The 12,644-nt window shown below is 63.9% G+C and carries 12 protein-coding genes; 1 reads left to right on the top strand and 11 read right to left on the bottom strand.

The window, feature by feature from the left end; all coding sequences use genetic code 11:
* Nucleotides 1-2: 2 nt before the first annotated feature.
* The 8 genes from ABID26_RS13570 to ABID26_RS13535 form a co-directional block, all read right to left on the bottom strand.
* On the bottom strand, nucleotides 3-758 hold the full coding sequence (locus ABID26_RS13570) for a molybdopterin-synthase adenylyltransferase MoeB (RefSeq protein ID WP_126096316.1): 756 nt from the start codon (nucleotides 756-758) through the stop codon (nucleotides 3-5).
* Nucleotides 759-998: 240 nt separating this feature from the next.
* Nucleotides 999-2,138 (bottom strand): DNA replication/repair protein RecF, encoded by a 1,140-nt coding sequence (gene recF, locus ABID26_RS13565; RefSeq protein ID WP_126096315.1) that lies wholly within the window; start codon nucleotides 2,136-2,138, stop codon nucleotides 999-1,001.
* Nucleotides 2,139-2,206: 68 nt separating this feature from the next.
* Entirely contained in the window at nucleotides 2,207-3,325 is a 1,119-nt protein-coding gene (gene dnaN / locus ABID26_RS13560; RefSeq protein ID WP_126096314.1) for a DNA polymerase III subunit beta, read from the bottom strand.
* A gap of 174 nt (nucleotides 3,326-3,499) precedes the next feature.
* Nucleotides 3,500-5,044 carry a chromosomal replication initiator protein DnaA gene (gene dnaA / locus ABID26_RS13555; RefSeq protein WP_126096313.1) on the bottom strand — a complete coding sequence of 515 codons (1,545 nt, stop codon included), beginning with the start codon at nucleotides 5,042-5,044 and terminating at the stop codon, nucleotides 3,500-3,502.
* 836 nt (nucleotides 5,045-5,880) lie between these two features.
* Nucleotides 5,881-6,147: a 30S ribosomal protein S20 gene (rpsT, locus tag ABID26_RS13550; protein ID WP_059185001.1), complete on the bottom strand. Its 267-nt coding sequence runs from the start codon at nucleotides 6,145-6,147 to the stop codon at nucleotides 5,881-5,883.
* Between the two features lie 245 nt (nucleotides 6,148-6,392).
* A complete protein-coding gene (locus ABID26_RS13545) occupies nucleotides 6,393-7,166 on the bottom strand; it encodes an enoyl-CoA hydratase (RefSeq protein ID WP_292345571.1) in 774 nt (257 codons plus the stop codon).
* A 36-nt stretch (nucleotides 7,167-7,202) separates the two neighbouring features.
* Nucleotides 7,203-8,093 (bottom strand): bifunctional DNA-formamidopyrimidine glycosylase/DNA-(apurinic or apyrimidinic site) lyase, encoded by an 891-nt coding sequence (gene mutM / locus ABID26_RS13540; RefSeq protein WP_354415833.1) that lies wholly within the window; start codon nucleotides 8,091-8,093, stop codon nucleotides 7,203-7,205.
* Nucleotides 8,077-9,324 (bottom strand): phosphopentomutase, encoded by a 1,248-nt coding sequence (locus ABID26_RS13535; protein ID WP_354415832.1) that lies wholly within the window; start codon nucleotides 9,322-9,324, stop codon nucleotides 8,077-8,079. The genes mutM and ABID26_RS13535 overlap by 17 nt, the downstream gene beginning before the upstream one ends.
* A 238-nt stretch (nucleotides 9,325-9,562) precedes the next feature.
* On the opposite strand from ABID26_RS13535, the gene ABID26_RS13530 reads away from it, so the two are divergent.
* Complete coding sequence (locus ABID26_RS13530; protein WP_354415831.1) at nucleotides 9,563-10,498, top strand: phosphate/phosphite/phosphonate ABC transporter substrate-binding protein; 936 nt, start codon at nucleotides 9,563-9,565, stop codon at nucleotides 10,496-10,498.
* Between the two features lie 4 nt (nucleotides 10,499-10,502).
* Here the strand turns inward: ABID26_RS13530 and ABID26_RS13525 are convergent, their stop codons facing one another.
* From ABID26_RS13525 to ABID26_RS13515, 3 genes are all read right to left on the bottom strand, one after another.
* Nucleotides 10,503-11,123, bottom strand: a complete 621-nt coding sequence (locus ABID26_RS13525) for a TadE/TadG family type IV pilus assembly protein (protein ID WP_354415830.1) — start codon at nucleotides 11,121-11,123, stop codon at nucleotides 10,503-10,505.
* A 40-nt stretch (nucleotides 11,124-11,163) separates the two neighbouring features.
* Entirely contained in the window at nucleotides 11,164-11,769 is a 606-nt protein-coding gene (locus ABID26_RS13520; protein ID WP_435528570.1) for a TadE/TadG family type IV pilus assembly protein, read from the bottom strand.
* A gap of 138 nt (nucleotides 11,770-11,907) precedes the next feature.
* Nucleotides 11,908-12,330, bottom strand: coding sequence for a pilus assembly protein N-terminal domain-containing protein (locus tag ABID26_RS13515; RefSeq protein WP_126096306.1), 423 nt, complete (start codon nucleotides 12,328-12,330; stop codon nucleotides 11,908-11,910).
* Nucleotides 12,331-12,644 lie beyond the last annotated feature (314 nt).

The raw sequence follows: 12,644 nt of genomic DNA, 5'->3' as shown, positions 1-12,644 counted from the left end.
GCTCAGACCGCCTTGTAGCGGACGGTGTCGAAACGGGCGGTGAGCCCGTCGTAAAGCAACAGCCGGCCGACCAGCGGCTCGCCGATCCCGGCAATCAGCTTGATCGCCTCCATCGCTTCGAGCGTGCCGATGACGCCCGTCAGCGCGCCGACGATGCCGGCGACGGCGCAGGATGGCACCAGCCCTTCGGGTGGCGCTTCCGGGAACAGGTCGCGGTAGCTTGGATTGCGCTTGCCGTCGGCACCCGTTTCGTACGGCTTCAGCACCGTCACCGAGCCGTCGAAACGGCCGACGGCGGCGGTGACCAGAGGCTTCTTTTCCAGGGCGCACGCATCGGCCAGCGCATAGCGTGTCTCGAAATTGTCGGAGCCGTCGACGACGACGTCGTAGCGGGCGACAAGGGCGGGGGCGTTTTCAGCCGTGAGCCTGAGGCGATGCAGTTCCATCCTGACATTGGGGTTGATGCGCATGATTGCCGCCGAAGCGCTGTCGGTCTTTGCCATGCCGATTGTGTCGCTGCCATGGATCACCTGCCGCTGCAGGTTGGACAGCGAGACATCATCGTCGTCGACGATGCCGAGCGTGCCGACGCCTGCCGCGGCAAGATATTCGAGCACCGGTGCGCCCAGCCCCCCGGCGCCGATCACCAGCGCCCGCGCCTGCTTCAGCTTCTGCTGGCCGGGGCCGCCGATTTCCGGCAGCACGATGTGGCGGGCATAGCGTTCGAGTTCTTCGTCGGTCAGGGCGGCATTGGTCATAGCTGGACCTTATAGCGGGCGGAAAACCTTGTCATGTACGGGCAAGGCGAAGCCTTGTCCCGCAGCGCAAGTACGGGCAAGGCGAAGCCTTGTCCCGCAGGGCAAGCACGGGCAAGGCGAAGCCTTGTCCCGCATGGCAGGCACGGGCAAGGCGAAGCCTTGTCCCGAAGGGCAAGCACGGGCAAGGCGAAGCCTTGTCCCGAAGGGCAGGCGGTGACGCCCGTTGGTTTTTTCAAGAGGTTAGCCGGTCGGCCCGACGCTGCCGTGATCGACCGTCAGGAACTGCGCCCGTCCGGCAAGGCTTGAAAACAGCGCCGCGTCGGTGCCGGTCATGAAGGCCTGGCAGTTCAGCTCCTCAAGGATGGAAAACAGTGCCGCCCGCCGGCCGCTGTCGAGATGCGCGGCGATCTCGTCGAGCAGCAGGATCGGCGTCAGGCCCGACATCTCGCCGGTCAGCCTCGCATGCGACAATACGATGCCGACCAGCAGCGCCTTCTGCTCGCCGGTCGAGCACAGTTCGGCCGGCATCGACTTCGGCCTGTGCCGGACCACGAGATCCGAGCGATGCGGACCGTCGAGCGTGCGGCCGGCGGCGCGGTCGCGCTCGCGGCCGTTGGCGAGGGCAGCGCGGAACCACTCCTCGACATCGACCGCCGGCGCGACGGCGATCTCGCTCTCCAACTCGCCGGAGAGGCTGATGTCGGCCTGCGGAAACGGGCCGCTGCCAGGCAGCTTGTCGATCATGGCGGCAAGCAGCCGCACCAGTTCCGCCCGCGCCGCCGCGATCGCTACGCCGGTTTCGGCCATCTGCGTCTCGATCGCGTCGAACCAGTCGCTGTCGCGGGAACCTTCCGTAAGCAAACGGTTACGACCGCGCATCGCCTTTTCATAGTCCAGCGCCCGCTGGCCGTGGCTGGGGTCGATTGCCAGCACGAGCCGATCGAGGAAGCGGCGGCGGTCGGCGGCCGGCCCCGGAAACAGCCCGTCCATCGCCGGCGTCAGCCAGACGACCCGCAGCCATTCTAGCATGTCCTCCGCCGACTTCGCCGGCGCGCCGTTGATGCGAACGCGTCTGCCGCCTTCTCCGGCACCGTCGCCGCCGGCAATGCCGGTGCCGATTTCGACCTGGCCTTCCGGTCCCTCGATGCGGGCATGCAAGGCAAAGCCGCCGTCACCGCCCTCGCGCGCCACGTCCGCATAGGGGGCGCGACGGAGCCCGCGTCCGGGTGTCAGCAGCGAGATGGCTTCGAGCAGATTGGTCTTGCCGGCACCATTGTCGCCGGACAGCACAACGGCGCCAGGGCCGAGCTCGAGCGAAAGTCCAGCATAGTTGCGAAAATTGGTAAGCGTAAGCTTACTTATATGGGTCTGTTCCGGCAACCGCTATCCGTCCGTGCAAGCCGCCGTAATCATCGCTCCATCGCCAGCCGGCGCGAAACCGGATGCGGCTAGACCCGCATCGGCATCAGCACGTAGAGCGCGGTCTCGTCGGCCATGTCGTGAATCAGCGTCGGCGAGCCGGCGTCGGCCAGCATGAACTTCGCCTCCGAGCCGGTGAGCTGGGCTGCGACATCGAGCAGATATTTGGCGTTGAAGCCGATCTCGATCGGGTCCGACGTATAGTCGGCCGCCAGTTCCTCGGTGGCGCTGCCCGAATCCGGATTGTTGACGGCAAGCGTCAGCTGGCCTTCGTGAATCGACAGTTTCACCGCCCGGCCGCGCTCGGACGAAATGGTCGAGACGCGGTCGACGGCGGCGGCGAAGCTCTGGCGGTCGATGATCAGCTTCTTGTCGTTGCCGGTCGGAATGACGCGCTGATAGTCCGGGAAGGTGCCGTCGATCAGCTTCGAGGTCAGGATGACGCTGCCGATGGTGAAGCGGATCTTAGTGTCCGACAACTCCGTCGTCACCGCCACATCCGGATCGTCGACCAGCTTCTGCAGCTCGCTCACCGTCTTGCGCGGGATGATGATGCCGGGCATGCCTTCGGAGCCTGCCGGCGCGTCGATCTCGGCGCGCGCCAGGCGGTGGCCGTCGGTTGCGACCGAGCGCAGCTTCAGCTTGCCGCCGGCCTCATGCGTGTGCAGGAAGATGCCGTTGAGATAGTAGCGCGTCTCTTCGGTCGAAATGGCGAACTGCGTTTTTTCGATCAGGCCCTTGAGCGCCACCGAGTCGAGCCGGAAGATGTGCGAGAAGGAGCCGGCCGAGAGCTCCGGGAAATCGGACTGCGGCAGGCACTGCAGGCGGAAGCTGGAGCGTCCGGAAGTGACGGTCATCGCGTTGCCGTCCTCGTCCGTCTTCAGCATCACCTCGGCGCCGTCGGCGAGCTTGCGCACGATGTCGTAGAGCAGGTGCGCCGGGACCGTCGTCGCTCCGCCGCGCTCGACCTTGGCGGGCGTGGCTTCCGTCACTTCGAGGTCGAGGTCGGTCGCTTTCATTTCGAGGCTCGCGCCTTCGGCGCTGAGCAGTACATTCGACAGGATCGGAATGGTGTTGCGCCGCTCCACCACGCGATGAACGTGGTTGAGGGACTTCAGGAGATTGGACCGTTCCAGGATAACACGCATGACGAAACAGGCTCGCTTCAATGAATGGCGGGTCACCGGGGAGCGGCATCCCGCGAAAGCTCCGAAAAGCTCAGAATCTGTGTAAGCTGACAGTAAAAAACCTGCAAGCGCAAGCCCGCGACACCGGTTCCGGCCGGTTGCGCGGGCTTTCTGGGGATAAAGCCTGCGAAGCGCTCAGGCCTGCTCGTTGATCAGCCTTCTGAGCAGTTCGAGTTCCTGTGCCAGCGTGTTGTCGGCACCGGAAAGATCCTCGATCTTGCGCACGGCATGCAGAACCGTCGTGTGGTCGCGGCCGCCGAAGCGCCGTCCGATCTCGGGCAGCGAGCGCGGCGTCATCACCTTCGACAGATACATCGCCACCTGGCGCGGCTTGACGATGGTGCGCGTGCGCCGGTTGGACAGCAGCTCCGTCTTCGACACGTTGTAGTGGCGCGCCACGATGCGCTGGATGTCCTCGATGCGCACCCGCTTCGGCTCGCCCGAGCGGTAGATGTGGCCGAGGATCTCGTCGATGCGGTCGATGGTGATCTGCGGTTCGAAGGACTGGCGAAACAGAAGCTGGTTGAAGGCGCCTTCGAGCTCGCGCCCGCTGCCCGTCACCGTGCGGGCGACGTGATCGAGGATCTCGTCCGAAATGTCGAGCGAGGAATCGTCGATCTTGGCGGTGGCAAGGCGCAGCTTCAGCATGCCAAGCCGCATGGCGAAGTCCGGCGCTGACATTTCGAGCGCCACGCCGCCATTGAGGCGCGAACGCACGCGCGGTTCCAGCGATTCCAGTTCCGACGGCGGCCGGTCGGCGGCGACCACCACCTGCTTGGCGCTGTCGAGCAGCATGTTGATGAGATGGCAGAACTCATGCTGGATCGACTTGCCCTGCAGGAACTGCATGTCGTCGATGATCAGGAGATCGATGTCGCGCAGTTGCTCCTTGAGGGTGAGCGCATTGTTGTCGCGGATCGCGGTGGCGAAGCGCCACATGAAATATTCCGCCGTGAGATAGACCACCCGCGACTTCGGGTTGTGCCTCAGCGATTCCGCCGCGATCGCCTGTAAAAGGTGCGTCTTGCCGAGGCCAACGGTCGCGTGAAGGAAAAGCGGGTTGAAGCGCACCGCGCTCGACTGCGATTCCGCCACCGCCTTGGCCGCCGCGAAGGCCACCCGGTTCGAGGGCCCTTCGATGAAAGAGGTGAAAGTGTAGCGCGGGTCGAGCGGTGACCCCAGCACATTGTGGCGGAACTCGGTCTCCGCCGGCATGCCCTGGCGGGGCGCCGGCGTCCGCTCCACCCGGCCGGCGCTCGCGGTGCCGGCGGCGAGCGCGGTCTGCGCCTGCTTGGTCATCTTGCGCGCAGGTGCGATCTCAGGCTCGACATTGTTGCGGCCCTGCCGCGTGGCGGTCCGCACGATGATCTCGATCTTGAGAATGTCGGGATCCTCATGTCTCCACAGTTCCGCGATAAGGTCGAGATAGTGGCCGTTGATCCACGACCGCAGGAAGGCCGTGGGCACGGAGATGCGGACAATGCCGCGCGAGGCCTCGGCAACCTTCATGCGGCCAAACCAGCTCGAATAGACCTCGGCTCCCAGACGCGCCTTAAGCTGGGTCTTGACCCGCTCGAACTTCTGTTCAGCGTCGCTGGATGCCGTCATTCCGTCCCCTCCGACGAAAGTTGTAGGGAATGGGAGCTCGCCCGCTATCTCCCGTTCGATGCCGCTCTGCATGATCAAGTTCCTTGTCTTCTCGTACCCTTTTCCCGCCGGGAGTGCGCCTCCTGCACCCTGGACCCGGCGACGTTTTTCGCTGCGCTGTCATCGCCGCCGCCGGCGATATGGTCGCAACGTTGCGCAAGGGACCGATGCCGGCTTTTGCAAGCCGGCTTGATCATGCCAGGGCAATACAACACCGTCCGGCGAAAACGCCGGCCAAACGTCGACTGCCATGTACAATTACGCCAGTCCCCTACCCACCGAAGAGACAGACCAAGCCGCACGCGGAATTGCTCCACGTCATGAATTCCGCCATTTTGTGCTGGCCGATTCAGGCTGGGTCAGGGGCTAAAGCCCGTCCCTTCGATGAATGGACATTACCGAAATCGCTGTGGATAGGGCAAGGCCACGTCTAACCGATTTTTAACGAATCTGGTTACCGGAGACGTGTTCGAAGCGGGTGCCACTGGGGCGTGTTTTGACAAAGCCATTGTGATTCAAACCCTTTTCCGGCGAATATGAAAAAGGCCGGCCGATACGAAATTTTCTGAAATAATTCTCTTGACAGCTACTTGTCCCCCGCCGCTCCTCCGCGCGTTGAACAAGCTGTGGATGACCATCCGTAAGTTTCTGAAAAATAAGCGGAATTTTTGACAGGCTAATTTATGGCCATGCCCGCATTCGACGGGCCTCAACATCAGCGATTATGTATATGCCGGCAAAACATTCGCAACTTTGAAATTCGGGCCGAGCTTCGTTATGCACGCGTTCTTTTTAAGTACTTGCCGGCAAACGAAAAAACCCGGCCTATGCGGCCGGGTTCAAGGATAACGGTTCTAAGCGGAAGTCGGTCAGGCCGACAGCACCTTGACCCTCTGGGCCAGCCGCGAAACCTTGCGGGAAGCCGTGTTCTTGTGGATGACACCCTTGGTTGCGGCGCGCATCAATTCCGGCTCGGCGACCTTGAAGGCTTCGAGCGCCGCGGCCTTGTCGCCGGCGGCAAGCGCCTCTTCGACCTGGCGGACATAGGTGCGGACGCGCGACCGGCGGTTCTTGTTGATCGCCGCGCGGCGGGCGATCTTGCGCGTTGCCTTTTTGGCCGAGGACGTATTGGCCATGGATGCCTCTCTTCTGATCTGGTGAGCGCCAGCGGGATGCCGCAGGGCGCAAAAAACAAACGGGCAGCCACGGGGCCGCCTCGGTTGGTGCGGCTTATAGTTCAGCTTTTCCGGCGCGTCAACGCCGCTTCGCGGTCTTTTTGGCGCCTTGTAACGCGCCGCGCTGAAACGCTCGACGCACCGCAAGTCTTTGCCTTATGCGTGCCGTTTTCCCAAACTGGCGCGCGCTTCCGGGGGGACACGCATTAACGGTTGGTGAAATTCGGCTTCCGCTTCTCGACGAAGGCGGCCATGCCTTCCTTCTGGTCGTCGAGCGCAAACAGCGAATGGAAGAGGCGACGCTCGAAGCGCAGCCCTTCGGCAAGCGTCGTCTCATAGGCCCGGTTGACGGCTTCCTTGGTCATCATCACCGACGGCAGTGAAAACTCGGCGATCTTGCCCGCCGCCTTCAGCGCTTCCTCGGTGAGCTCGCCTGCCGGCACCACCCGCGACACCAGCCCGCAGCGCTCGGCTTCGGCGGCGTCCATCATGCGCCCGGTCAGGCACATGTCCATCGCCTTCGATTTGCCGACGAAGCGGGTCAGCCGCTGCGATCCGCCCATGCCCGGCATGACGCCGAGCGTGATTTCGGGCTGGCCGAATTTTGCATTGTCGGCGGCGATGATGAAATCGCACATCATCGCCAGCTCGCAGCCGCCGCCGAGCGCATAGCCTGCAACCGCCGCGATGATCGGCTTGCGCGCACGCGTAAGCTCCTCCCAGCCGACGAAGAAATCCTGGGTGTAGGCGTCGACGAAGGAGATCGCCTGCATTTCCTTGATGTCAGCACCGGCCGCGAAGGCCTTTTCCGAGCCTGTGAGGACCAATGCGCCGATGCCGGCATCGGCGCCGAACGCGTTCACCGCGGCCACGATCTCTGCCAGCACCTGCGAATTGAGCGCGTTGAGCGCCTTCGGCCGGTTCAGCGTGATCAGCCCGACCTTGCCGCGTGTCTCCACGAGAATGGTTTCATAGGCCATGGCATCGTCTCCTTCGATTGAGGAGACCGGTCTAGCTCACCGCTGACAGGTCCGGCAATAGAAGGTCGAGCGGCCGCTCTGCACGATGCGCTCGATATGGCCGCTGCAGCCAGGTTTCGGACATGGCATTCCTTCGCGGTCATAGACCGCGAAGGAATGCTGGAAATAGCCGAGCGACCCGTCTGCCTGGACATAGTCGCGCAGCGAGGATCCGCCGGCGGCGATCGCGTCGGCGATGACCGAGCGGATGGCCTCGGCCAGGCGTTCGCATTGCTCTTTTGCTTTCTTGCCGGAGCCGGCGATGGTGCCGGCTTCGCGCAGCGGCGACAGGCCGGCGCGCCACAGCGCCTCCGACACATATATGTTGCCGAGCCCGGCGATCAGCCGCTGGTCGAGCAATGCCGCCTTGAGCGGCGACCTGCGGCCTGCGAGCAGCGAGGCGAGCAGGGGGCCGTCAAGCGCGTTGCCGGTCGGCTCGATGCCCAGCCCCGCCAGCATCGGATGCGTGTCCGGCGCCCCTTCGGCAAACAGCATGAAGCCGAAACGGCGCGGGTCGTTGAAGATGACGCGGGACCGCTCGCCCTTCGGCGAAGCGACGTCGAACACGACATGGTCGTGCGCCGCGCTTTTCGAGCGCTCATGGTGGAAGGCGCCGGGCGTGTCGCTGCTCCCGGCGGCTTCGACGCGGAACGATCCCGACATGCCGAGATGGCAGATCAGCACCGGACCGTCTTCGATGTGCATCGTCAGATATTTGGCGCGCCTGCCAAGCGCCGTCACGGTCTTTCCGGCAAGCCGCTCCGAAAAGCGCTCGGGAAAAGGAAAGCGAAGGTCGGGCCTGCGCGCCTCGACGTTGACGAGGCGGGCCCCTTCCAGAACCGGCTGCAGCCCGCGCCGGACCGTTTCGACTTCAGGCAGTTCGGGCATGGCCGCCTATCGTCGCCAGGAAAGAGCTGCCGTGGCGGCCGGGCGCCAGGCCGAGATGGTCCGCGACGGTTTCGCCGATATCGGCGAAGGTCGGCCTGAGCCCGATGTCGCCGCCCTTCAGCCCCGGCCCGATGCCGATCACCGGAATGCGTTCGCGTGTATGGTCGGTGCCGCGCCAGGTCGGATCGTTGCCATGGTCGGCGGTGAGGATGAGCAGGTCGCCTTGCCCGATACGCGACAGCGCCTCCGCCAGCCGGCGGTCGAAGGCCTCGAGCGCTCCGGCATAGCCGGCGACGTCGCGCCGGTGGCCGAACTCGGTGTCGAAATCGACGAAATTGGCAAAGACCAGATCGCCGTCGCCGGCGTCGTCCATGGCGCCGAGCGCCTTGTCGAACATCGCCATGTTGCCGCCCGCCTTGCGCACCTCAGAGATTCCGCGATGGGCGAAGATGTCGCCGATCTTGCCGATGGCGACGACCTTGCTGCCGCGCTCCGTCAGCCGGTCGAGCAGGGTCGGCTCCGGCGGCGGCACGGCATAGTCGCGGCGGTTGTGGGTGCGCTGGAAGGTGGCTCTCGTCTCGCCGACGAAGGGTCGCGCGATTACGCGCCCGATCTTGAGCGGATCGACCAGCCGGCGCACCGTCAGGCAAAGCTCATAAAGCCGCTCCAGGCCGAAATGCGTCTCGTGCGCGGCGATCTGCAGCACGGAGTCTACCGAAGTGTAACAGATCGGCTTGCCGATGCGGATGTGCTCCTCGCCGAAGCGCTCGATGATCTCGGTTCCGGGCGCATGGCAATTGCCGAGGATGCCCGGCACCTTGCCTTCGCGGATGATCGCGCCGGTCAGCTCGGCCGGGAAGGCCGGCACGGTGTCGGGAAAGTAGCCCCAGTCGAAGCGCACGGGCAGGCCGGCAATCTCCCAGTGGCCCGACGGCGTGTCCTTGCCGCTCGAGACTTCCTGGGCCGCGCCATGGAAAGATGAGGCAAGCAGAGGCGCGTCGAAACTTATGGGCAGTCCCGCTGCCGTCCGTGCGGCGTGGGCAAGCCCGAGCGAGACCATGTTGGGCACGGCGAGCGGCCCCCCGCGCAAACCTTCACGATCCGCGCGGCCCTCGGCGCAGGCCTGCGCAATATGCCCGAACGTGTTGGCGCCGGCATCGCCGTAGCGTTCGGCATCAGCCGCTCCGCCGATGCCGAAGGAATCGAGAACGAATAGGAAAGCCCGCGCCATAGGGTGCCGTCGTTGCCAGTCCAGTGCATGTCTCCCGAAAGTGAGAACCGGTTTCGGGACAAAGGCATGCGTAAAATCAAAAACCTGAAGCGCACGGAGCGAATCCGAAAGATTGCGACGCGCTTTAGGCAGCCAGACATAAGGTTCCGCGGTGGCGTTGGCAAATCGGAAACCAAACCGCAACGGCTTGGCGCCATAGTCGCGCAATCGGGCGCAGTGTCGGCGGAGTGCGGCAAGGATGGGCAAGGGCACAAGATCCGCGGCAAGCCGGACTTTGAGGACGTGCGCGGCGGCCCTCGCGGTGCTCTCGGCGGCCTCGTCGGCGCGTGCCGACTGGCGCGACGACATCGGCACGTTTCGCATCGGCATCGTCGCCGAGTCCGGAGGCGGCAACACGGTTCCCGGCCTGGCACGCCTGACGGATGCCTATACGAACGCGCTCGGCATGAAGGTGGAGTTCGTGGTTGCCCGCGACTATGCGGCGCTGATCGAGGCGCAGGCGAGCGGCCGCGTCCAATATGCGATCTATTCCGCGCTCGCTTATGCCGCGGCCTCCGAGCGCTGCGGCTGTGTCGAACCGCTGGTGGCGCCGGTCGATGCCGATGGGGCCGCCGGCATCCGCTCCGTGCTGGTGACGCGCGACGGCAAGGTGCCTGACCTCGCCGCCATGGCTTCGCATCGGATCGCGATCGCGCCTGCGGACAATGTCGGCGGTTCGCTGCTGCCGCTGACCGGGCTGGCTGGCCGAGGCGTCAAGATCGCGGACGATTCACCTTTCCTGGCGCGCGCGCCTTCGGCCACCGCGGCCGAGACAATGATCGGCGACGGGCAAGCCGACGGCCTGTTCGGCTGGGAATCTGTCGGCGCCGATGGCCGGCCCACCGATACGGGCGGCACGATCATGCGGCTCGAGGCCGCCAGCATCCCGAAGACGTCGCTTCGGGTGCTATGGACCTCGGCTCCACTGCGATACGGGCCTCACGCCGTGCTCAGCGATCTCGACGCCGAGGCGAAGCGCCGGCTGGCCGTGTTCCTGACCAATCTCAAGTCGATGACGCCGGACGTCTACGATCTTCTGGAATCGAAGCACTCCGGCGGGTTCGAACTCGCCGTGGCAAAGGATTACGCGACGGCGCTGGCCATCGTGCGGCGGGAAGCGGGCGGCCGGGAATAATCTTTCAGCAGTCGCTGCAGGGAACCGTGGGACCGCGCCGGGGCCTCAGATAGTAGGTTTCGCCCATCGGTATCTTGTTGAAGACCGAAGTCAATCCAGCCGCCTTCGAACCGCTGGCCGACCAGGTGATCATCGCCTCATAGCCGAGGTCGCTTTCCACCCGGACAAGGAAAGTGTTGCGGATATTCAGCGTCGCCGGAACGGTGGTGATGCTGTCCTTCAGCGCGTCGGCGCTATAGGTGGTGCCCACGAGCTTGCGCGACCATGCCACCTTCACCTGGGGCGACGCCTCGTCGGTGATCTGGATGCCGGTGATGATGATCGACGGGGTGGAGCGGTTGTAGGGCTGCAGCGTCGAGGTGCCGATCTTCATGATCGCATCGAGGTCAGCTTTCTTGACGGTCGTCTGCTGCGTGACGAGATCCGCCACCATGCTGCCGATGCGGCTGACCTTCTTGCTGGTCTCGATCGCCTGCGAGGCTTCCATCGTGATGAAGTACATGATGAACAGCACCGGCACGATGAACGCGAACTCGATTGCAGCGACGCCCTGGCGATCGCGGCAAAACCGCACGGCCTTCGCCATAATGGCCGAAATTTTCCAGTGTGCCCCCGCACGGTGCATTTTTACCTCCACCCGCCGCAGTCTCAGCCGTCGAGCGGTCTCAGTTGTCGAATGGCTCGTTCTGCCAGGTCACGGACGCGAAATGCAGCGTCTTGCCGTCCTTCAGATTGGCCATCTGTTTGGCCAGGAAATCGGTCATCACCGGCCATTTGTAGAAGACCCTGAGCATGTTCTTCGATTCCGCCAGCCCGGGAGAAACCGTGAAAGTCGTCGAGGTCGTGCCTGTCAGTACGATCTCCTTGTTCACGATCTTGAAACCAGCCGCGGCGGCGTCGGCGAAGGTCGCATACTCGCGCAGGTCCACCAGCAGTGACGCGGTTGCTCCAGACCCCGGGCAATTCGTGGTGACCATGATCGCCATCCTGTCGCAGATCAGCGTCTTGATCGAGGCTTCGGTGACGTTGGCCTTCCTGAGCTGCCCGGTCCGCAGCTGACGGGCGATATCGTCGGTGACGTTGGCCATCACCTCCTGGCCGGCGAACGAGATGCAGCTTTCGAGGATGGCGAAAACGAGCAGGGCGAACGGCACGGCCAGCATCGCGAATTCCAATGCCGTGCTGCCTCGCCTGTCGCTGAAGAAGCCATGGCGGGGCTTTGCCCGTCCCTTGCTGTCCATGCCACCCCCCGGTGCCGGATCCTTGCTCATATTCCGTTCCTGCCGATCTCTCGCAATGTCGGCGGCAACATAGCGAAAACCCATTGAGGTCCGGTTTGGATGAGCGTTAAATTCGCCGTACGGCCTTTAACCCGCCATTAATGTCGCGTGCGCCTGCCTGCGTCGACCTCAGCGGGCGGCGTTCATTTCGGTTTCTGAAGTTCTCTCGGCCTCGCTCTTGTACGAGCTTTCGCAATAGGGCGTGCAGGACATGGTCTGGACTTCGGCGCGCCTGTAGATGCGCACTGAAGACGCAGCTTGCCGCACGACCGTCACCTGCTCATCGATGATCGGACTGCCATCCTCATCGAGCACGACCAGATTGGTGACGCCGAAACCCTTGCCGGTGAGCACGACCGTCGAGGCATCCTGCACGGCGGCATCGGCGATTGCCGGATTGCCGACGACGATCGTATCGGCGGCGCGCGACAACTTGACGATCTTTGCCTGGTTCATGGTGACTTCGATGCCGGCGCCGGCGCTGGCCGGCACGACGAAAGCCGCAACTGCCAGCAACGCGGCAACTGAAAATGGCGATCTCGACAAGGACATTGAGGCGCTCCGAAGCGGCAGGCTGTTCAACGGAACATGAACGAAATTGGTGAACCGACGGTTAAACGCCGCATGGCTGCGGTAAGAATTGGTCGCCTCAAGGACCATGCGCCAGCAGCATGCGCTGTTTTAGCAAGATCGCGGGTGCACCGGATCTCCGCCCTTTTCCCGCCTGCCGATCCGATCCCGGACGTTTAGGCCACGGTTAACTATGCAGCGGGTTCGCCTCCGGAAAGGAATCGGTAAGGGTGTTTATTAAGCCGATTGAAAGAGCTTCTCCCTAGATTCGCAAGCATCCGATCGACCGGCAAGAG

This window comes from Mesorhizobium shonense (assembly GCF_040545255.1).
Lineage (GTDB): Bacteria > Pseudomonadota > Alphaproteobacteria > Rhizobiales > Rhizobiaceae > Mesorhizobium > Mesorhizobium shonense.
The sequence above is the reverse complement of the archived record's forward strand: the minus strand, read 5'-3'. Positions and strand labels throughout refer to the sequence as shown.

Excerpts from the sequence above, each read along its gene's own strand:
- ABID26_RS13570 (WP_126096316.1), bottom strand. The coding sequence starts at position 758 with ATGACCAATGCCGCCCTGACCGACGAAGAACTCGAACGCTATGCCCGC.
- dnaN (WP_126096314.1), bottom strand. The coding sequence starts at position 3,325 with ATGCGTGTTATCCTGGAACGGTCCAATCTCCTGAAGTCCCTCAACCAC.
- dnaA (WP_126096313.1), bottom strand. The coding sequence starts at position 5,044 with ATGCAGAGCGGCATCGAACGGGAGATAGCGGGCGAGCTCCCATTCCCT.
- rpsT (WP_059185001.1), bottom strand. The coding sequence starts at position 6,147 with ATGGCCAATACGTCCTCGGCCAAAAAGGCAACGCGCAAGATCGCCCGC.
- ABID26_RS13545 (WP_292345571.1), bottom strand. The coding sequence starts at position 7,166 with ATGGCCTATGAAACCATTCTCGTGGAGACACGCGGCAAGGTCGGGCTG.
- mutM (WP_354415833.1), bottom strand. The coding sequence starts at position 8,093 with ATGCCCGAACTGCCTGAAGTCGAAACGGTCCGGCGCGGGCTGCAGCCG.
- ABID26_RS13535 (WP_354415832.1), bottom strand. The coding sequence starts at position 9,324 with ATGGCGCGGGCTTTCCTATTCGTTCTCGATTCCTTCGGCATCGGCGGA.
- ABID26_RS13530 (WP_354415831.1), top strand. The coding sequence starts at position 9,563 with ATGGGCAAGGGCACAAGATCCGCGGCAAGCCGGACTTTGAGGACGTGC.
- ABID26_RS13525 (WP_354415830.1), bottom strand. The coding sequence starts at position 11,123 with ATGCACCGTGCGGGGGCACACTGGAAAATTTCGGCCATTATGGCGAAG.
- ABID26_RS13520 (WP_435528570.1), bottom strand. The coding sequence starts at position 11,769 with ATGAGCAAGGATCCGGCACCGGGGGGTGGCATGGACAGCAAGGGACGG.
- ABID26_RS13515 (WP_126096306.1), bottom strand. The coding sequence starts at position 12,330 with ATGTCCTTGTCGAGATCGCCATTTTCAGTTGCCGCGTTGCTGGCAGTT.